Here is an 18,042-nt window from a genome sequence, read left to right as displayed (position 1 = left end):
CAATGGTATTTTTGCATTGCATCGGATGTAAAGCTACAGTTGCTCAGGTACAATGAAGTACCTGATGAAAGGGAGGCTTTTCGTCCCAAAAGCGCTATATCATGCAGAAAAAAGAGCATGATTGGACAGCATATAAATGTGTTTACCGCTACTTAAGAATACAGACAAGCATGTGGAATGTCCACTGTATAGAAGGAGCATGAATAATTTGAAAACATTCGCAGAATTTGGCTTGGAGCCAAAAGTGCTACAAGCAATCACAGAGTTAGGATTTGAGGAGGCAACACCGATACAGGAGCAGTCAATTCCATTGGCATTGACTGGGTCGGATCTGATCGGTCAAGCACAGACTGGTACAGGTAAGACTGCTGCTTTTGGTATCCCCCTCATTTCGAAGATTAATCGCGAAGACGAAAAAATTCTGGCACTTATTATGGCACCAACACGTGAGTTGGCCATTCAAGTATCAGAAGAAATCGGTAAGCTAAGCCGTTTTAAAGGTCTTCGTTCGTTGGCAATTTATGGCGGACAAGATATTGGTCGCCAAATCCGTGGTCTTAAGAAGAAACCACAAATTATTATTGGTACACCTGGACGTTTGCTTGACCATATCAACCGTAAAACCATTCGTTTGGATGATGTTCAAACTGTTGTATTGGATGAAGCAGATGAAATGCTGGATATGGGCTTTATGGAAGATATTCAGACAATCCTCAAGCTCGTTCCTGAAGAACGTCAAACTATGTTGTTCTCGGCTACAATGCCTCCAAACATTCAACGTCTTGCACAGCAATTCCTGAACAACCCGCAACACGTCTCCGTTATTCCGAAACAAATCAGTGCTCCGCTGATTGATCAAGCATATGTTGAAGTACCTGAACGTCAAAAGTTCGAAGCGCTTAGTCGTTTGATTGATATGGAATCACCTGAGCTTGCAATCGTGTTCGGACGCACGAAGCGCCGGGTTGATGAGCTTGCAGAAGCTTTGCAAAAACGTGGATACTCTGCTGATGGATTACATGGTGACCTGTCTCAGAACCAACGTGATGCTGTAATGCGTAAATTCCGTGATGGCAGCATTGATGTTCTGGTAGCTACTGACGTAGCGGCTCGTGGTTTGGACGTATCCGGCGTTACTCATGTAATTAACTTTGACTTGCCGCAAGATCCAGAAAGCTATGTACACCGTATCGGTCGTACTGGTCGCGCTGGTAAAGAAGGTACAGCTTGGTCTTTCGTTACTCCACGCGAAATGGATCACCTGCATTTGATCGAACGCGTTACTCGTCACCGTATTACTCGTAAACCATTGCCAACTATGGCTGAGGCTATTGAAGGTAAACAACGCGTAACAGCAGAACGTTTGCTTGAAATGGTTGAGAACGGTGAATTGAATGAGTACAAAGGTATTTCTATTCAATTGCTTGAGCAATATGATTCCGTTCAATTGCTGTCAGCTGCAATGAAGCTTCTGACTGGTGATAAGAAGGATTCTGCAATTGAATTGACTCCTGAAGATCCAATCCGTGCTAAACGTCGTGGTGGTAAGAACGACATTCGCAGTGGCCGCAAACCTAATGGTGGTTACGGTGGTAACCGTGGTACTTCCGGTGGCAGCACTGGTGGATACCGTGGAAACCGTGACAACAACGGTGGCGGAAGTCGTGGTGGCTACAGCAGCGGTGGTAGTAACTATGGTAGTGGCAGTGGCGGTTATGGCGGTGGCTATAAAGGCAACCGTGATGGCGCAGCTAGCCGTGATGGTGGAGCGAACCGCAGTGCGGACCGCAAACCATCTACTCGCCCAAGCAGCACAAGCACGCGTCCAGCAAAACGCGAAGATTTCGATAATTAATACTTGATCAGAACCCGCGGGTGATGATTTATCAAAATACAAAGAAGACGAGATGCCGAATAGCGGTTCTCGTCTTCTTTTTGCTGAAATATAAGGGTGTTTATTGAATTAGCAGCTTATTTAAATGAAAGTACGAGTGATGATAACTAGCAGGATAAACAATACGAGGATCGTACCAGTGGAAGTCCAGCCGCCGTAGCCAACAGGTGAGGACATATAATAACCTCCTTTAGAATGTGGTGATTTTGGAAATTCTTATGGTCACAATCCCAATATATGGACTTTATAGACTTAATGTATAGACGATGACCTAGAATTCAGAAAGTTGGGCTATGGAAAAGAGTAGGTCAAATGAGGTATAGTTAAGATAAGCAGTATGCAAGAGACAGAGGAGGAAGGGAATTGGAGTTTAAAGGAGCAATGGGTGGTTTATACCGCATCACAGAATGGATTACACGTATCGCAGCTAGTAATATCTTATGGGCACTATGTTCCGCCCCGTTTTTATTTTTTGGATTGATGAAATTGATGATGCTTGGGACAAGCTCAGGTGGAGTAAATGAGCAGCTCACATTGAACTGGGCTATGGGGATTCTGGCGCCATTTACAGTATTTCCTGCTTCGGCGGCTTTATTTACCGTTGTGCGCAAATGGGTTATGGGGAACACGGATGTAGGAACTTTTCGTACGTTTTTTCAGGGGTATAAAGAGAATTATTTAAAAAGTATGCTCGGTGGAATTATCTACACATTGATGTTCGTTATTATGTACGTCGATGTAACGGTTTACATGACACAAATGCCTAACTTCAGAATTGTTGGTATTTTGATGTTAGTGCTCATGATTATTTTATCGGTGTCCATGTTTAACTTCTTTTCTATTGTCGTTCATTATCAAATGAGCTTTAAACAAGTGATGACTAACTCAATATTGCTGACTATAGCACGTCCAATTCGCGTGTTCTCAACTTTGATTGCAGCTGCAGTGCTAGCTTATATTGGTCTTAGATATCCAGCACTGTATTTCATCTGTATTCCAACGTTGATTGCGATGGCTGCTTTCTTTAACTTCTATGCTACCTATAATAAACTGCAACTGCAGGTGGAGCAGAAGAAACTGAAAGAGGAAGAAGAGCGAGAAGCTGCTTTGAACAATCAAGAGGATGACGACGATGACGATGATGATTTTGAAGACGATGTTGAGGATAAAGATGTAAAACGTATTTAACAAAGACGAGTATTAAGCATTGGAAATCGTCAGTAATTTAATTCCAGTGTAAAATAAAGCGCATACAGGTTTACTTTTTCGTTAAAACGCAATATAATAATAACAAATCCTGCGATGTTCGTTACGGTTGCTCGTTGTTTTGAACCAATGATAATGTCTTGGGAGATCTACACGAAGCGCAGCTGAACAGCCCTGTCTATATGACTTGGGGAATTCAAAAACGTTTTCTGCGATCACCCACCTGCTCTAGCAGGTTCAGAAGACACTGTAGCCGGACGGCATAAGCGGGTTTTCTATTGTTTAGGCCAAAGCGCCCTGTATCCCGTGAAAGTTGGGAACGGGCGCTTTTTTGTGTGTCTGGAACAAGGAGAAAGTGAGTAATACCCTTTTGTTCCTGAGACAAGAGTGTTACACTTAGAATAATGAACTTGGGATTTGTAGAGGGGGAAGAATTTTGTCGTTAAAAAGAACCTTGGTCGGTTTATTCCGTAGTCATGATGGAACAAGCGACCGCGCAAAAGATCCGACATTAAAAACGCGTTATTACAATCTTACGAAAGACAAAGCTTGGGAGGAAGTTTCATCAACGCTTAAGAAGATTCCTGGATTCAAGGTGCTTCATGAAGTGGAGTCAGTAGGTGAGATCACTCTGGAGAAGAGAACGGCATTCGGCCGTACACTGGACATTACTGTCTCTGTGCTCAATACCACACCTGTACGTTGTGGCGTAGATATGTACTCTGCATCAAGAGGTTCGCTAGGTGATTTGGGTGCTAATTACCGTGTCATTCAGCGGTTATATGCGTCCTTGGACAAAAAATTAGGAAAATACAAAGCAGACTAATTTTCAGAGATTCTTACTAAACCTTCTTACTTAGGGATTGTATGAATGCGTTTACGCAAATGTTGACTGCTCTGGATATTATCGATAAATCTTTCTATTACAAAAAAAAGCGGGAGAAGGATGGACCTTCTTCCGCTTTTTTCAAAATATAAGAAAGTATAAGTTCTACACCTATACTTTATGTCTTATATTTCTCGCATAAACACTTTGTCGCCCTTGTAAGGACGACAAAGGCATTTATGCTTGCAGTGATAAGTAAGTATTGTCGAAAATGGCCGCTAACTTGCTGTTCTAGAGAATTAGAGCAAGCTCTTCACAGCAGCTATAGCATCTTCGTAATTAGGGTGCTCAGTCATTTCACTCAAATATTCAACATAGGTGAGTGTGTTGTTCTTGTCTAGTACAAAAATAGAACGCATATCTAACCGGAATTCTTTGATTAGTACGCCATAAGCTTGTCCGAATGAGGCTGCTTTGTGATCGGATAGAGTGATCACGCGATCGATCCCTGCAGCGCCACACCAGCGGGCTTGAGCAAATGGTAGGTCCATACTTACCGTGAGGATAACTACATCGTCACCTAGCTCTGCAGCTTCGCTATTGAACCGGCGGGTCTGTGCATCACATACACCAGTATCTAGAGAAGGTACAACACTGATCAGCTTGATTTTACCGGCATAATCACTAAGAGACACTTCTTCCAGTAGATTCTTACTTAGAACAAAATCAGGAGCGGGATCACCAGCTGTAAGCTTGGGTCCTACGAGAGTGATGGGGCTGCTTTTGAAAGTAGCTACGCCTGTTCTTTCTTGCGTCATATCCTTGTTTTCCTCCTCGAATTGTAATATTGGCTCTTACTGCCACAATAAATTATAATCTTATTTACAGGGAGATGTCCAACAGAGCAAGATATAAATGTAAAGGGATGGGTGTAATGATATTTATTCGGTATGAAAATTGGAAAAGTTATCTCCGGTATTACCCGGTAACATGTCTTCTCATTGTAGCTAATGTGATTATGTTTATGCTCATGGCGTTCAATGGTGGATCCACCAATATACAAACACTTGTTGATTTTGGTGCTATAGTTGATGTTAGCCCGTATAAAGAGGAACTGTGGCGTTATGTGGCGGCTATTTTTTTACATAATGGGTTTTCCCATCTATTCTTTAATAGCTTCGCTCTACTGGTATTTGCACCGCCTCTGGAGCGCCTGCTTGGTTGGTGGCGATATGCACTTCTTTATGTGGTAGGTGGAGTTCTTGCGAATTTTCTAACGATTGCAATCAGCAGTCGCTCAGTATTAGAGGTAGGTACGGTCTCGGTAGGTGCTTCTGGAGCAATCTACGCCGTCTATGGCGCATTTTTATACATTGCTGTTATTCAACGGGCGATGATGGACGAAGGCTCGCGAAAGACGTTATACGGTTTGCTCGTAATCGGGATCATTATGTCGTTTGCAACACCAAATGTGAATTGGGTTGCGCATATCGGAGGCTTGGTTTCTGGCTTTTTCCTATATGGACTTATTATTCGTATATTTAAAAAAAGCCTAAGACAGGGGCGATGATGGAGTGGAGCTAAGACAGCTGCAATATTTTCTAAAGGTAGCCCAAAAAGAACATGTAACAAGAGCGGCGGAGGAACTTCATGTAGCGCAGTCTGCGGTAAGCCGTCAGATTCATCAATTGGAGCAAGAGCTTGGGGTTGACTTGTTCATGCAAAAAGGGCGTAATTTGCAGCTTACGCCGGTTGGACAGCTCTTTTGCAAGCGGGTGGATAGTATTCTTAAGGAATTGGAACATTCGGTAAATGAAGTGCATGAATTTCTAGATCCGGAACGTGGAGAGATTCGTATAGGGTTTCCTCACAGTCTTGGAACACATCTTATCCCGACTATCGTTGCAGAATTCCGCCAGCACTATCCCCATGTTAAGTTTCGCTTTAAGCAGGGCTCTTACCCTTCGCTGATAAAGGACGTATTATCTGGAGAGGTGGATTTAACGTTTATTTCGCCTTTTCCGGAAAATGATGAGCATGTCTCTGGAGATATTGTTATGACTGAAGAGTTATTTGCAATACTTCCTCAGAATCATCAGCTGGCAGGAGAATCTGAGATCCGACTGGAACAGCTTCAAAATGAAAAGTTTGTTCTATTCAGTCAAGGTTATTCTTTGAGACCGATCGTTTGGCAAGCGTGCTTGCAGGCGGGATTTCAACCACAGATTGCATTCGAAGGTGGGGAGACTGATACCATACGTGGTTTAGTGGCGGCAGGGATGGGTGTAAGCCTTCTGCCGGAGATGGCGTTCTATCAGACGAATCCTCTCCAGCCAGCTCAGGTAAGGGTTGTGGAGCCTGCTGTGACGAGGACGGTTGGTTTGATCTACCGAACAGATAGTAAGTTGCCGCTGGTTGCACGTTCGTTTCGGACTTTTTTGATATCCTATTTTAAAGCGAGGCAAAATAATACCCCGGTTGGCTCTTAGCCTTCCGGGGTTTCTTTTTGTGCTGTATTTTTGTATTAGTCGCGGTTACCTAAAAAGACAGTAATCAAACGAAGCAGTTCGAGTAAGGAGACTAGCGCGGCGGCAACGTACGTTAATGCAGCTGCGTTTAGGACTTTGGCTACTCCGCGTTCCTCTTCGTTACGAATGTAGCCTTGCTCTACCATGACTTGACGTGCCCGATTGCTGGCATTGAACTCAACTGGGAGTGTCACAAGCTGGAAGGCAACAGCGGCCGAGAAGAAAATGATACCAAGGCCTACAAGATTAAAGTAACCGAATATAAATCCTGCCATAAGCATGAATGGTGCTATACCTGATGCAAAATTAACTACTGGGAACATCCGGTGACGTAGTGTTAACATAGGATAACTTACTTTATGCTGAATGGCGTGACCCACTTCGTGACAAGCGACTGAGACTGCTGCGATAGAACTCTCATAATAAACAGGCTCTGATAAGCGTACAACTCTGTGAATCGGATCATAGTGGTCAGAAAGCGTACCTCTTACAGGCTCAATCGGAACATCGTGAAGTCCATTTGCGTCGAGCATGCGTCTAGCTGCTTCATATCCTGTCAGACCGTTTAAGTTGGCGACCTTGGACCATTTGCTGAATGTCCCTTTAACTCTGAACTGGGCCCATAATGAAAAAATAAAAGCGATAATTACTAATAGATACATTCCCATAGCTGCATTCCTCCACTGTATTGTAAATATGGTATTTACATTGGCGGTCCTTGCGTAAGCAATAGAAGCCGAATCGCCTCCATGCAGGCCACTCCTTGTGGGAGTAAGTTAGAGAGCGCGCGTCTGGCCTGTCCCGGCTTCAGACCGCTTATAATGGGTTCAAGTGCCTTTACTTCACGTTCTAGTCGTTGCATATGCTGCTCAAGCTCGACTAATTTATCGGATACGTCAGTTTCAGGAGTAGCCTCGCTCCATTTGCTCATCATGGATTTGATTTCTTCCAATGAATACTTGTCATGCTTTAATTGATTAATACGTTCTAAGTCGACCAAGGTTTCATGACTGTAAAGTCGGTAATTTTTGGTGCTTCTTGACTCTGGGGAGATTAATCCCAATTTCGTGTAATAATCAATGGTGCGCTCACTGATGTGAGCAGCCTTAGCTAATTCTCCAATTCGATATAGAATCATATCCCCATGCTACCTCGCCTCACTAATCGAATTCGACTGTCCATAAAGGATAGTCGTCTCCTATATTGGTGGTTTCTATTATGCTATCTGTAATGATAACAAACTGGAAACCATACAGTCAAACGTCATACTTTCATAAAGTATATGCATTAAAGAGAGGTTAATTCATGAAATGAAATGCGTTGTTTATATACAATACACTCAAACTCCATGTGATATCAAATTTGAACCGATTATGCTCATTAATAAATCCCAACTATAAACATGACATTTAATGTTATGTTTATTGGAGAATCAATAAGGATAATTCGATAAAAAGTAATATTAGAGCGGATCTTCACGTAGTTTTTTCAATGAATTCATAGCTGTATGGGCCTAAAATACTGAGATAGTCCAAGTGTACTATGGAGAATTTGTGAGTTTAGTGAAAATAAAATAAAAACATTCCCAAAAATAGTCTTGTCAATTTACCTGACTTCTGATTATAATGACATTAAGAGTTTCACGCTTTGTTAGAAAATATAACATTGGGGAGTGGGGTAAAAATGAAAAAGAAATGGTTGATGATGTTACTGGCCATGATCACGCTGATGGTTTATCCGGTAAGTGCTTTTGCGGCGGACGGTCCAACAAATGCAGATTTGCAGGTCGGATTGGATACCGCGTTTACCTTCCTGGCATTCATCTTAGTTTTCTTTATGCAAGCAGGGTTCGCGATGCTTGAAGCAGGTTCAGTTCGAATGAAGAATGCAGGTCACGTAGCCGGTAAGACGGTACTGACACTAGCCATTGCGAGTGTATGTTTCTGGGCCGTTGGCTTTGGACTTGGCTTCGGTAACGGTAACGGCTTCTTCGGTACTACAGGCTTCTTGTATGGCGGAGATTCAACAGCATCTTCATTTGAATCACTTGCATTTTCTGATGTTACTTTAAATGTTAAATTCTTGTTCCAAATGGCGTTTGCAGCAGTTTCCTTAGCTATCGTATCTGGAGGCATGGCAGAACGTGCAAAGATCAGTGTGTACATTATATTCGGAATTTTATTCTCAATCGTAATTTATCCTGTCGTAGCACACTGGGTATGGGGCGGCGGCTGGTTGGCTGAGCTGGGAATGCAAGATTATGCAGGTTCCACGGTTGTCCATCTTACAGGTGCCACTGCAGCGGTAGTAGCAACCATATTGCTTAAGCCACGACTTGGTAAGTTTAATAAAGAAGGTAAACCTGTTATTATTCCAGGTCATAACCAAGTATTTACTGTACTCGGTGTGATTATCCTCTGGTTTGGTTGGTTCGGATTTAATCCAGGTAGTGCTTTGTCCCCAATGGGAGGTTTCTTTGGTCACGTAGCATTAACAACGAATATCGCAGCAGCAGCAGGCGGTTTGGCGGCATTAATTGCTTCTTGGTTGTATTTTGGTAAATCTGATATTCCAGCAATGCTGAATGGTGTTCTAGCTGCATTGGTTGCGATCACTGGTGCATGTGCTTACGTTGAACCATGGGCAGCAATCATTATTGGTTTAGTAGCGGGTGCGTTCACATTCATGACTTCCCAATGGCTGGAACGTGCAGGACTTGATGATCCAATCTATGCTTTCTCGGTACATGGTATTGCGGGAATGTGGGGCGCGGTTTCCACGGGTCTATTCGCTGCGCCGGATCTTATTACTAAAGGTGCTTTGGTAGGGGAAGCCGGATTGTTCTACGGTGGAGGTTTCCACCAGCTGGGTGTTCAAGTGCTTGGGGTAGTAGGAACATTTGCTTTCGTAGCCGTGCTTTCATTCATTATCTTATATGTAATGAAGGTAACAACAGGACTTCGTGTTACGGAAGAAGAAGAATTGATGGGTCTGGATATCAGTGAGCATGGTACTTACGGATACCCTGAACAAATGAAATTAATTGCAGAATCGGAATCCAAAACCCTTAAACAATAATATGAATCCTCAGATAGGGAGGCGGACCGTGTGGCTTCGATGGAGTTAACAGACGGGTATGATGAAGAAAGCTTTAGGACCATCGTTTTAGCCGGTTCGCCACAGGAACTTAGGGAGAGGCGAATTGCCTGCCAAAGTATTCTACTGGAACAGTTGAATGTAATTCCGATTGAGGAATGGATGTTTCGTGTGAATACAATGCATGATCTTATTGCAGAGACTGCAGTACTAATATGTGAGGCGCAGATGAAAGAGGCGGGCTATGGCCCGCCTCCCTGTGCTTATTCATTTATTGTGTTTGGCAGTAGTGGAAGGCAAGAAGCTACACTGTGGAGCGATCAGGATAATGGTTTGATCGTTGATGGTGAACCGGATGGGGAGAAGAATAGATACTTTGAGTTTTTTGGAATGATGTTATCCGATCTGCTTGAAGAAGTAGGATATGAGAAATGTGCAGGCAAGGTAATGTGCTCCCAAGGGATGTGGAGGAAGACGTTATCGGAATGGAAGGAGCAGCTGAAGGAATGGAGAACCCAGTTGGAATGGGAGCCAATTCGGTATCTTATCATTTCTTCAGATATGCGCCATGTTGCGGGAAGTAAGGAGTTATCAGCATTGTGGCAAGAGGCTTTTTATGAGGGTTTTATTGACAATGAGGAGTTGTCTGTGGCTGTTCTTCGCAATACAGTCCGCCATAAAGCGACTTTAAATCTGCTGGGACAGGTGTTAACAGAGCGCTTTGGGGATTATGCAGGTGGATTTGACATTAAGTATGGAGTCTATATCCCGGTAGTGAACATTGTTAGACGCTTATCATTATTGCATCATATTAGAGCTAGCTCGACCTTAGAGCGAATTGAAGAGCTTGAAAGACTTCACAAATATCAACATCTGGATGATATTCGGCGAGCTTTCTTATTGGCGATGCGGATGCGAGTGAACACGCCATTTAATGTCCTGAATGGCTTGTTAATCAGCAGTGATTATATTGCTGAGAGTGAACTGAAGAATAAGCAGCTATTGTCTGAGCTGCGTGAAAGTCTGCTGCTTGTTAGACGCCTTCATCGGGCGTTGCAGCGTCAGCTCCGCTCAGCGGAAAGGTGGCGAACATGAGGGAGCCAAGCAAGAATGGAGGATTCTGGAACAACCTGAGACAAGGTGGAATGCCGTCGGCAATCGCTTCGATGAGAGGGGGAGAAACTGCTCATCAGACTGCGCAGCAAATGGCCTACATCCGATCTCTCATGCGTGAGAAGCGTCGTCCTGAGGTGCTGCGTACTCCGCTGTCTGAACTGGAGACGGTTATATTTGATTTAGAGACGACGGGATTTTCTCATCAGCATGGAGATGAAATTATGTCGTTTGGTGCAATTAAGGTTGTTGGAGAGGAAATTAAGGAAGATGAATGCTTTTACACCTTGGTGAATTGTCAGACGGCAATTCCAGAAGATATTACGAGGTTAACAGGGATAACGGAAGAGATGACTGGGTCCGCCCCATCCTTAATTGATGGCCTTCATAATTTCATGTCCTTTGTGGGGCAAAATGTGCTAGTGGCACATGCAAGCTCGCATGATAAAGCTTTTCTCAATGCCGCGCTATGGAGAACTTCTAAAGTTCAGCTTACACACCGGGTGCTGGACACGATGATGCTTGCACGTTGGCTCGAGCCGCAGCGAAATAACTATACACTCGATGAACTGTTATTTGTCCATGAAATTCCGATTCATGGACGTCACAATGCATTAGAGGATGCCAAAATGACAGCCCGGCTGTGGGTGGCTTATCTTCGCGAAATTTCGGAGCGGGGCCAAGTAGATACCTTAGGCGATTTATATGCTTATTTAAGTAGAACGTGAAGCGGGGCATGAGAGAGTTCAGGGAAAGCTGTTCCTTGTTCATTTGAATACCGCTCAATATAAAATCCATTCAGAAATGGAGAGCAGCCATCTTCAGTTCTGGGAGAACCAATAAGGTAGACCTTAAATTCAGGTCCAAGTGCTGTTAATCCTTTATAATCGGCAACCGAAGGTATAGGTTCTGAATTTGGATGGGAATGAAATAAACCGATGAGTGTCGGCTCATTGTAAAGAACATGAATCCACTCTTCAGGGTGGGGAGTAAATGTGTGCAGCGGGTCTGGCGCTACGTTGCGCATAGGTACGTAAGTATCGATGAGCATGCCACCCGCTGCGGCAGCACCCAGCAGGACTCCGCATGCTTCATGCGGGTAACTGGACAGCAAGTGCTTCCCCAGCGCTTGCTGTACGGAATATTTCAGTCTTATAGGCTGGACATTTCCCTGTAATGCTGCCATTTGTTCACCCCTCTCTCTTCATTAGGGTTTCGTCGCTGACGATACCCTCTTTTTATTTTTCTTTTTGTCTAAAAAATGGATGGTTTGAAATTGAAGTTAATGAGGGTACAATAGTAGAAAACTATTCCATTCGAAAAGGAACAGATCCCTATGAAAGCAGTAAATAAATTGAATATCACGATAGTGATTCTTATTGTATGTGTAGCTGTGTTTGCGGTGTGGCATAATCGTGAGCCGAAGGCTACCGCTGTTTTTGGACAACAAGATGAGCCGCCAATGAAAATAGGACCTAAGGCAGGACTGCTCGCTCCCTCATTTTCACTTCAAGGAACGGATGGGACTACATATGTAGTTGACGGACCGCGAGAGAAGGCAGTCCTCGTTAATTTCTGGGCTTCATGGTGTGATCCCTGCAAGGAGGAAGCTCCGGAGCTTAACACCATGGCCACTAAGTATAAGGATGTTCTAGATATTTACGGTATTAATGTGAGTAGTCAGGATTATAAACCCAATGCAGAACGTTTTATTAAGAAATACGGTCTTGTGTTCCCGGTTATGTTTGATGTGAAAGATGAGGTGTACAGCAAATATAACGGAGCAGTATTTCCTACCAATGTGCTTATTGACAAGAATGGAGTGATCTCAGAGATTATTCTGGGCATTCTTAGTCCGGAAGAGCTGGAGAAAAAAATTATCAAGCTTACCGAATCATAAAGGATCTACACCAAAGAATTATAAAAGGCCCCCTTCATTACAGTTAAACTGTTGAAGGGGGTTCTTCGTCATATGAATGCTTATGAAAGGTATGAATTAATGATTTACCAGGCCTCTAGGTTCAGTACTTCCAGACTGTTTATTTTCCAGCGAGAGTTGATTCAGAAGTGCGTAGCGCATACTGTCAACAAGCGCTTCCCAGCTGGCTTCAATAACGTTACTGGAGACGCCTACCGTACTCCAAGTGTCTGTGAAGTTCTTGGATTCAATCAATACCCGTACTTTCGCAGCAGTCTGATCCTGTTCATCTATAACACGGACTTTATAGTCTGATAGATGCATTTCCTTCAATTGCGGGAAGTAGGTCTGCAGCGCTTTACGAAGAGCGTTGTCGAGTGCATTGACCGGACCGTTACCTTCAGCAGCGGTATAAAGGTTCTCATTGCCAACCTTCAGTTTAACGAAGGCTTCAGATACAACTGGATGCTCTGCGGTTTTTTCGACTAACATCTTGAAGGATTCAAAGGTAAAGGTTTCATTCATCTCGCCAGTAGCTTCCCGAAGCAATAGCTCCAGCGAGGCATCAGCACCTTCGAATTGATACCCCTGATGCTCCATCATTTTGATCTTCTCGATCACCCGGCGAGCTTGCTCGCTGCTTGGATCCAAATTCAAACCCATATCTTGCGCCTTGGAGAGCACATTGCTCTGTCCAGCCAGTTCAGAGACCAGCACACGTTGTTTATTCCCGACAAGCTCAGGAGCGATGTGCTCATAGGTCCGTGAATCACGCATGATAGCGGAGACATGGATTCCACCTTTGTGTGCGAAAGCTGCATTTCCGACATAAGGTTGATTTACCGGCAGATTAACATTGGCAACTTCACTAATATAGCGTGCTGTGTTCGTAAGCTGCGGTAAAGAATCACCAGGAATACAGTGGTATCCCATTTTGAGCTGAAGGGTAGGGATGATGGAACATAAGTTGGCATTGCCGCATCGTTCGCCGTAACCATTAATGGTACCTTGAACTTGCCGTGCTCCAGCACCGATGGCGCTAAGTGTATTAGCTACCGCCAGCTCACAGTCATTGTGAGTGTGAATTCCGAGATTTGCTCCAGGTAGCTGCCCAGCCAGAGCGGTAACAATCTCATGAATTTCAAAAGGCAATGTTCCACCGTTGGTATCGCACATTACAAGCCAATCTGCTCCGGCTTCCTGGGCTTTGGACAGAACGGCTGCTGCATATTCAGGATTGTTCTTGTATCCATCAAAGAAATGCTCGGCATCAAAAATTACTTCAAGGCCTTTGCGTTTCAAGTAGGATATGGAGTCGCCAATCATGGCGAGATTCTCCTCAAGCGTAGTCTGTAATGCAGTGTGTACATGAAAATCCCAAGACTTTCCGACGAGTGTAGCAGCAGGAACTCCTGCATCAATCATACGTTTTAAATTGTCATCGTTTTCGGCCAAGGAATTCTTCCGCCGTGTGCTGCCGAACGCTGTGATTTTGGCGTTCAGATGAAGCTCCTTGACTCTTTTAAAAAATTCAATGTCTTTATTGTTGCTTCCCGGGATGCCACCTTCAATATAGTGCACACCCAGATCATCGAGCTTCTTGGCAATCTTCAGCTTGTCGTCAGCCGACAGACTGATGCCTTCACCTTGGGTGCCGTCGCGTAATGTAGTATCGAAGATGGAGATGGACTTAGACATGAGTGTCCTCCTAAAAGTTTTGTAAGCTTCGTCTTCCGGATTCACTTCGTGCAAAACTCACATCGGAAGCATTGGCAAGGGAAATGAATTTATACATTATAGCATTTTTACGCGGGAATGTAACAAAGAACTTTACAGCCTCTTAAGTTGACCTAACCGCAGCGGAGAGGTATTCTAAATTGGACAATAGAGACCCTGAGGATAAGAAGGTAGATATTGTGCAGAATGTTGATCAGTATTATCCAACGAGTGGCAGGGTTATCCTGCATGTGGATATGAATGCTTTTTATTGCTCGGTACATGAGGCAGAGGATCCTGACCAATTCAGAGGTAAGGCTACTGCGGTTGCGGGTAGCGTTGAATTACGGAAAGGGATTATTGTTACTTGTTCGTATGTCGCCCGCAGATTGGGGATCTCGACGGGTATGCAGGTTCAGAAGGCGCTTCGTATTTGTCCATCGCTTATCGTTATTAAGCCGGACTTCCATTTATACCGCAAATATTCTAATGCGTTTATGCAGATTGCTTATAGCTATACACCATTACTGGAAGCAGTGTCGATAGATGAATGTTACTTAGATATAACTGGCTCTCGACAATTCGGTACGCCTATGGAAATTGCGGAAACTATTCAGCGCCGTATAATGGAAGAATTGGGCTTGCCATGCTCCATTGGTATTGCTCCAAATAAGCTCCTGGCGAAGATGGCTTCGGATTTAAAAAAGCCAAATGGTATTTCGGTGCTGCGGCTGCGGGATGTACCTAAGATTTTATGGGATAAGCCCTGTAATGAAATGTTCGGTATCGGTGGAAAAACGGCAGAGAAGCTCCGTAAGCTGGGAATTTACAGCATTGGTCAATTAGCGGCGTCTGATGAGAAAATGCTGGTTGAGAATTTTGGAGTTATGGGCTCATGGCTAAAGCGTGCAGGGAACGGCATCGATCATGGGATAGTAAATCCTGAGCGAGAGCAAAGTAAGTCGATCGGACACACCACTACACTGCCGCGGGATGTTATTGGCCTTGCTGAGGTACGCCCCATTTTGCTGAATCTAAGTGATCAGGTAGCGCGGCGCTTGCGAAAGCAAGGGCTTGTGGCTTCAGGTGTGCAGCTTACCATTCGGACACCGGATATGAAGACCATTACACGTTCGCGGCAGCTTGAGGCGCCTTCAGAGAGTGGAGAAGATATCTACAAGTCTGTCTGTGATCTTTATGTTCGACATTGGAATGGTGAGAAGCCCGTTCGACTGCTTGGTGTGACCTTGCAAGGATTGATCGCTAAAGAGGATTCTGCAATTCAGCTGGATTTGTTCGATTACGAACAGCAGCCTAAGAAAGAGTCACTGACCAAGGCCATGGATATGCTTCGCAATAAGTTTGGTGAAAATGCAGTTTTGACCGCTGGGATGTTAAGTGACACCCATTCTGCAAGGCTCCGTAATCATAAGGAACGAGGCACCTCACTGCAAAAGGATAATCTGTTGTCTGTTGAGTCAGATAAAGATTGATAAAACGTGTCGAAATTGATACTATAGAATGCGTCAGAAATGCAAACGTATTGAAAATCAATTGAAATTGTATTCTTTTTATATTAATATGAGAAAAATAAGACGCTGGTTCAACAGCGCAGCATTGCTTAACGGGAGGCAGAGAAAAAAATGGCTAAGTACACTTGGGTCGAAAAAGACACTTGTATCGCTTGTGGTGCATGTGGCGCAACGGCTCCTGATATTTTTGATTACGATGATGAAGGTTTGGCAGAAGTTATTTACGAAAATGACAGAAACTGCGGTGTGACAGCGATTCCGGACGATTTGTTTGATGATCTCCAAGATTCCTGTGATGGTTGCCCAACCGACTCCATTAAAATTGCGGACGAACCTTTTAACAAAGAAGGTTAATTACTCGATAAAGAGTAACGTGCGACACCAGATAAAGACATCTTCTGCGAACATTTTGTTCGGTTAGGGATGTCTTTTTTGCTGTGTCTGACCGATATTAATAAAGTAGGAATTATAAACTCTCGGAGGTTCCGATGAAGAACTCACAGCACCTCAAAGCATATGTACAGATGCACCCTGATAACAAAATGGCATGGTACTTGCTGGGGAAGGAATACTATAAGAACGGTCAACATGGAAAAGCTAATTATTGCTTCAATCAGGCTGGTGAAGTGTATGAGGCTTTCGAGCATAGTAAAGTACCTGCTGAAATGCTGCGCGAATACGAAGATGGATTGCTGCAAGCGAGTCGCCAGCGTGAGCGCGGCCAACAAAGATTGAGATACATATCACTGGCGCTAATGCTTCTTATACTTTTAATGGTACCTTCAGCAGTGGCTCCGGGTATTGGTGTTACTGAAGAACAAGAAGTCCTTCAAGACACGGCAGCTCCAGAAGTCAAAGATCTGCCAGATCCAAAAGATTCCGTCCAAGAGCCAGTTATTGAGGCGAAAAAAGTGATGTATACAGCGCAAGAAAATGCAACTGAGGCTTCGCAAGGAAAGTTAATGGCGAAAATGCTAATGCGTAAAGAACCTTTTGAAGCTGCTGCGTTAGGGATGGAGCGAGAGGGGAAATGGCTGCTCTGGAAAGAAAAGCTTCCGCTAAATTTCACACTGCAAAAGAATGGAAAGGGACGGCTGGTATATCAGTCTTACGATCCTAAGGAATGTGCATGTGAGCCGCCAGAGCAAGGGCAACTCGCCAAGGATGGAGCAGAATGGCAGGGTGACCAAGAGGAGCTTGCCACACTATGGAGTGCAATTCGGGCTTATCAAGATGCTAAAGGGAAGCTTCCAGATACATTAGCGGATTTGACGGGATCTTTTCCTGAGAACTGGATAGGTGGGACGACAACCGTCATGAAGCGGGAATTCAGCCCTCTTAAAGCGGTGGCTAAGAACAAGATGGCACCGGGAACAGAAGACATAGCGGAGCCTTCAAGCTCATCTAACGATGGTGTGAGGACTATACCGACAGCATTAAGTGTGAGTGGAAGTGTTGCGAGTGACGTTCCTTTTTTTGATCAGCCGCTGAGGGTCGTTGTGGATAAACAAAATCATCGGTTGGCGTTAGTCAGCGGTTCTATTATTCTACGAAATTATGCGGTAGGACTTGGTGGAGATAAAACACCAGAGGGGAATTTCGTGATTACAGATAAAGTCGTCAATCCAAATGGTCGAGATGATGGGGATTTCGGCAGCAGAGGGCTTCAGCTTTCGGACAGTAATTATGCTATTCATGGTACGAATGAGCCTGACAGTGTTGGTAAGGATGAATCCCTTGGATGTATTCGAATGGGCCGAGAAGATGTGGAGGAGCTCTTCGCGCTGATTCCTAAAGGTACAACAGTAGTGATTAGTAAAGGGGTTCTGCCTGAAAAGCAGCTTGTGCCGGCTAAACGCTTCAGCTCTACTGCTAAGCATGATCAGACCAACCCCCACAAAGTATACCACTGGCTGAATTAGTTTCCTGCAACGATAAACAGAACGATGATTAGAAGAATTAGTAAAGTTAAACTGACGCCAATCCACATTAGCGCTTTACGGTTAACTTCTTCTTTCTTTTGCTGCAAAGTTGGTGGTTTACGTTTAGTAGACATACTGGGCATACCTTCTTTCTCTCTTAATCGCTGATTACACCTATATTGTAATGCGTTTACAACAAAATTACTATACTCTGCGTTATGTACTCAATATACTCGCACTGTAAAATACTTTTCTTTTGTTCAAGAAAAGGCTAAAATTAAGAAGAAACCT

At 44.0% G+C, this 18,042-nt stretch carries 19 protein-coding genes and 1 other RNA gene; 13 read left to right on the top strand and 7 right to left on the bottom strand.

Translation table 11 applies throughout. The features are described 5' to 3' along the window. Positions 1–208 precede the first annotated feature (208 nt). Positions 209–1,855: a DEAD/DEAH box helicase gene (locus MKX35_RS24180; RefSeq protein WP_076283171.1), complete on the top strand. Its 1,647-nt coding sequence runs from the start codon at positions 209–211 to the stop codon at positions 1,853–1,855. 120 nt (positions 1,856–1,975) lie between these two features. Here the strand turns inward: MKX35_RS24180 and MKX35_RS24175 are convergent, their stop codons facing one another. Next, positions 1,976–2,071, bottom strand: coding sequence for a hypothetical protein (locus MKX35_RS24175; protein ID WP_042186834.1), 96 nt, complete (start codon positions 2,069–2,071; stop codon positions 1,976–1,978). Positions 2,072–2,257: 186 nt separating this feature from the next. On the opposite strand from MKX35_RS24175, the gene MKX35_RS24170 reads away from it, so the two are divergent. The 3 genes from MKX35_RS24170 (at position 2,258) to MKX35_RS24160 (ending at position 3,926) form a co-directional block, all read left to right on the top strand. After that, positions 2,258–3,082, top strand: coding sequence for a YesL family protein (locus MKX35_RS24170; protein WP_076283170.1), 825 nt, complete (start codon positions 2,258–2,260; stop codon positions 3,080–3,082). A gap of 103 nt (positions 3,083–3,185) precedes the next feature. Next, positions 3,186–3,377, top strand: a non-coding RNA gene (ssrS, locus tag MKX35_RS24165) — 6S RNA. Positions 3,378–3,536: 159 nt separating this feature from the next. After that, on the top strand, positions 3,537–3,926 hold the full coding sequence (locus MKX35_RS24160) for a DUF1499 domain-containing protein (protein ID WP_042186839.1): 390 nt from the start codon (positions 3,537–3,539) through the stop codon (positions 3,924–3,926). Between the two features lie 299 nt (positions 3,927–4,225). On the opposite strand, the gene tpx is transcribed toward MKX35_RS24160, so the two are convergent. Next, positions 4,226–4,744: a thiol peroxidase gene (gene tpx / locus MKX35_RS24155; RefSeq protein WP_042186841.1), complete on the bottom strand. Its 519-nt coding sequence runs from the start codon at positions 4,742–4,744 to the stop codon at positions 4,226–4,228. 116 nt (positions 4,745–4,860) lie between these two features. Here tpx and MKX35_RS24150 point away from each other — a divergent pair, with 116 nt between their 5' ends. Continuing rightward, entirely contained in the window at positions 4,861–5,496 is a 636-nt protein-coding gene (locus tag MKX35_RS24150) for a rhomboid family intramembrane serine protease (protein WP_076283402.1), read from the top strand. A 4-nt stretch (positions 5,497–5,500) separates the two neighbouring features. Further along, positions 5,501–6,415: a LysR family transcriptional regulator gene (locus MKX35_RS24145; protein ID WP_042186843.1), complete on the top strand. Its 915-nt coding sequence runs from the start codon at positions 5,501–5,503 to the stop codon at positions 6,413–6,415. A 35-nt stretch (positions 6,416–6,450) separates the two neighbouring features. Here the strand turns inward: MKX35_RS24145 and MKX35_RS24140 are convergent, their stop codons facing one another. Continuing rightward, a complete protein-coding gene (locus MKX35_RS24140; protein WP_042186846.1) occupies positions 6,451–7,122 on the bottom strand; it encodes a zinc metallopeptidase in 672 nt (223 codons plus the stop codon). 35 nt (positions 7,123–7,157) lie between these two features. Continuing rightward, on the bottom strand, positions 7,158–7,592 hold the full coding sequence (locus tag MKX35_RS24135) for a MerR family transcriptional regulator (protein ID WP_042186848.1): 435 nt from the start codon (positions 7,590–7,592) through the stop codon (positions 7,158–7,160). A 545-nt stretch (positions 7,593–8,137) separates the two neighbouring features. Between MKX35_RS24135 and MKX35_RS24130 the strand changes: the two genes are divergently transcribed. From MKX35_RS24130 to MKX35_RS24120, 3 genes are read left to right on the top strand one after another with little or no spacing between them, the layout of a single operon-like run. Beyond that, complete coding sequence (locus MKX35_RS24130; RefSeq protein ID WP_042186849.1) at positions 8,138–9,532, top strand: ammonium transporter; 1,395 nt, start codon at positions 8,138–8,140, stop codon at positions 9,530–9,532. Positions 9,533–9,571: 39 nt separating this feature from the next. After that, on the top strand, positions 9,572–10,645 hold the full coding sequence (locus tag MKX35_RS24125; protein ID WP_076298619.1) for a DUF294 nucleotidyltransferase-like domain-containing protein: 1,074 nt from the start codon (positions 9,572–9,574) through the stop codon (positions 10,643–10,645). Beyond that, complete coding sequence (locus tag MKX35_RS24120) at positions 10,642–11,391, top strand: exonuclease domain-containing protein (RefSeq protein WP_042186851.1); 750 nt, start codon at positions 10,642–10,644, stop codon at positions 11,389–11,391. Before MKX35_RS24125 ends, MKX35_RS24120 begins: the two co-directional genes overlap by 4 nt. Here MKX35_RS24120 and MKX35_RS24115 read toward each other — a convergent pair. Further along, entirely contained in the window at positions 11,373–11,849 is a 477-nt protein-coding gene (locus MKX35_RS24115) for a Mov34/MPN/PAD-1 family protein (RefSeq protein ID WP_076298540.1), read from the bottom strand. The genes MKX35_RS24120 and MKX35_RS24115 overlap by 19 nt on opposite strands. Positions 11,850–11,999: 150 nt before the next feature. Here MKX35_RS24115 and MKX35_RS24110 point away from each other — a divergent pair, with 150 nt between their 5' ends. Further along, the gene (locus MKX35_RS24110) at positions 12,000–12,563 is read left to right on the top strand and encodes a TlpA family protein disulfide reductase (protein ID WP_076283167.1); all 564 of its coding nucleotides are present in this window, start codon (positions 12,000–12,002) and stop codon (positions 12,561–12,563) included. A gap of 96 nt (positions 12,564–12,659) precedes the next feature. Here the strand turns inward: MKX35_RS24110 and cimA are convergent, their stop codons facing one another. Further along, the gene (gene cimA / locus MKX35_RS24105) at positions 12,660–14,279 is read right to left on the bottom strand and encodes a citramalate synthase (protein ID WP_076298539.1); all 1,620 of its coding nucleotides are present in this window, start codon (positions 14,277–14,279) and stop codon (positions 12,660–12,662) included. Positions 14,280–14,458: 179 nt separating this feature from the next. On the opposite strand from cimA, the gene MKX35_RS24100 reads away from it, so the two are divergent. The 3 genes from MKX35_RS24100 (at position 14,459) to MKX35_RS24090 (ending at position 17,751) form a co-directional block, all read left to right on the top strand. Further along, positions 14,459–15,790, top strand: coding sequence for a DNA polymerase IV (locus MKX35_RS24100; RefSeq protein ID WP_371915713.1), 1,332 nt, complete (start codon positions 14,459–14,461; stop codon positions 15,788–15,790). Positions 15,791–15,940: 150 nt separating this feature from the next. After that, the gene (locus MKX35_RS24095; RefSeq protein WP_042186857.1) at positions 15,941–16,183 is read left to right on the top strand and encodes a ferredoxin; all 243 of its coding nucleotides are present in this window, start codon (positions 15,941–15,943) and stop codon (positions 16,181–16,183) included. A 134-nt stretch (positions 16,184–16,317) separates the two neighbouring features. Next, entirely contained in the window at positions 16,318–17,751 is a 1,434-nt protein-coding gene (locus tag MKX35_RS24090; protein WP_076298538.1) for a L,D-transpeptidase family protein, read from the top strand. Here the strand turns inward: MKX35_RS24090 and MKX35_RS24085 are convergent. Next, on the bottom strand, positions 17,748–17,885 hold the full coding sequence (locus MKX35_RS24085) for a hypothetical protein (RefSeq protein ID WP_167348489.1): 138 nt from the start codon (positions 17,883–17,885) through the stop codon (positions 17,748–17,750). The two genes, MKX35_RS24090 and MKX35_RS24085, sit on opposite strands and share 4 nt — an antisense overlap. Between the last annotated feature and the right edge of the window lie 157 nt (positions 17,886–18,042).

Origin of the sequence: Paenibacillus sp. FSL R5-0923 (assembly GCF_038009145.1) — a bacterium.
In the GTDB taxonomy this organism is placed as follows: domain Bacteria; phylum Bacillota; class Bacilli; order Paenibacillales; family Paenibacillaceae; genus Paenibacillus_AQ.
This window is presented reverse-complemented; position numbering and strand designations above follow the sequence as displayed.

What these genes read in the sequence shown, in the direction of transcription:
- MKX35_RS24175 (WP_042186834.1), bottom strand. Translation starts at nt 2,071, where the DNA reads ATGTCCTCACCTGTTGGCTACGGCGGCTGGACTTCCACTGGTACGATC.
- tpx (WP_042186841.1), bottom strand. Translation starts at nt 4,744, where the DNA reads ATGACGCAAGAAAGAACAGGCGTAGCTACTTTCAAAAGCAGCCCCATC.
- MKX35_RS24150 (WP_076283402.1), top strand. Translation starts at nt 4,861, where the DNA reads ATGATATTTATTCGGTATGAAAATTGGAAAAGTTATCTCCGGTATTAC.
- MKX35_RS24140 (WP_042186846.1), bottom strand. Translation starts at nt 7,122, where the DNA reads ATGGGAATGTATCTATTAGTAATTATCGCTTTTATTTTTTCATTATGG.
- MKX35_RS24135 (WP_042186848.1), bottom strand. Translation starts at nt 7,592, where the DNA reads ATGATTCTATATCGAATTGGAGAATTAGCTAAGGCTGCTCACATCAGT.
- MKX35_RS24130 (WP_042186849.1), top strand. Translation starts at nt 8,138, where the DNA reads ATGAAAAAGAAATGGTTGATGATGTTACTGGCCATGATCACGCTGATG.
- MKX35_RS24125 (WP_076298619.1), top strand. Translation starts at nt 9,572, where the DNA reads ATGGAGTTAACAGACGGGTATGATGAAGAAAGCTTTAGGACCATCGTT.
- MKX35_RS24120 (WP_042186851.1), top strand. Translation starts at nt 10,642, where the DNA reads ATGAGGGAGCCAAGCAAGAATGGAGGATTCTGGAACAACCTGAGACAA.
- MKX35_RS24115 (WP_076298540.1), bottom strand. Translation starts at nt 11,849, where the DNA reads ATGGCAGCATTACAGGGAAATGTCCAGCCTATAAGACTGAAATATTCC.
- MKX35_RS24110 (WP_076283167.1), top strand. Translation starts at nt 12,000, where the DNA reads ATGAAAGCAGTAAATAAATTGAATATCACGATAGTGATTCTTATTGTA.
- cimA (WP_076298539.1), bottom strand. Translation starts at nt 14,279, where the DNA reads ATGTCTAAGTCCATCTCCATCTTCGATACTACATTACGCGACGGCACC.
- MKX35_RS24095 (WP_042186857.1), top strand. Translation starts at nt 15,941, where the DNA reads ATGGCTAAGTACACTTGGGTCGAAAAAGACACTTGTATCGCTTGTGGT.
- MKX35_RS24090 (WP_076298538.1), top strand. Translation starts at nt 16,318, where the DNA reads ATGAAGAACTCACAGCACCTCAAAGCATATGTACAGATGCACCCTGAT.
- MKX35_RS24085 (WP_167348489.1), bottom strand. Translation starts at nt 17,885, where the DNA reads ATGTCTACTAAACGTAAACCACCAACTTTGCAGCAAAAGAAAGAAGAA.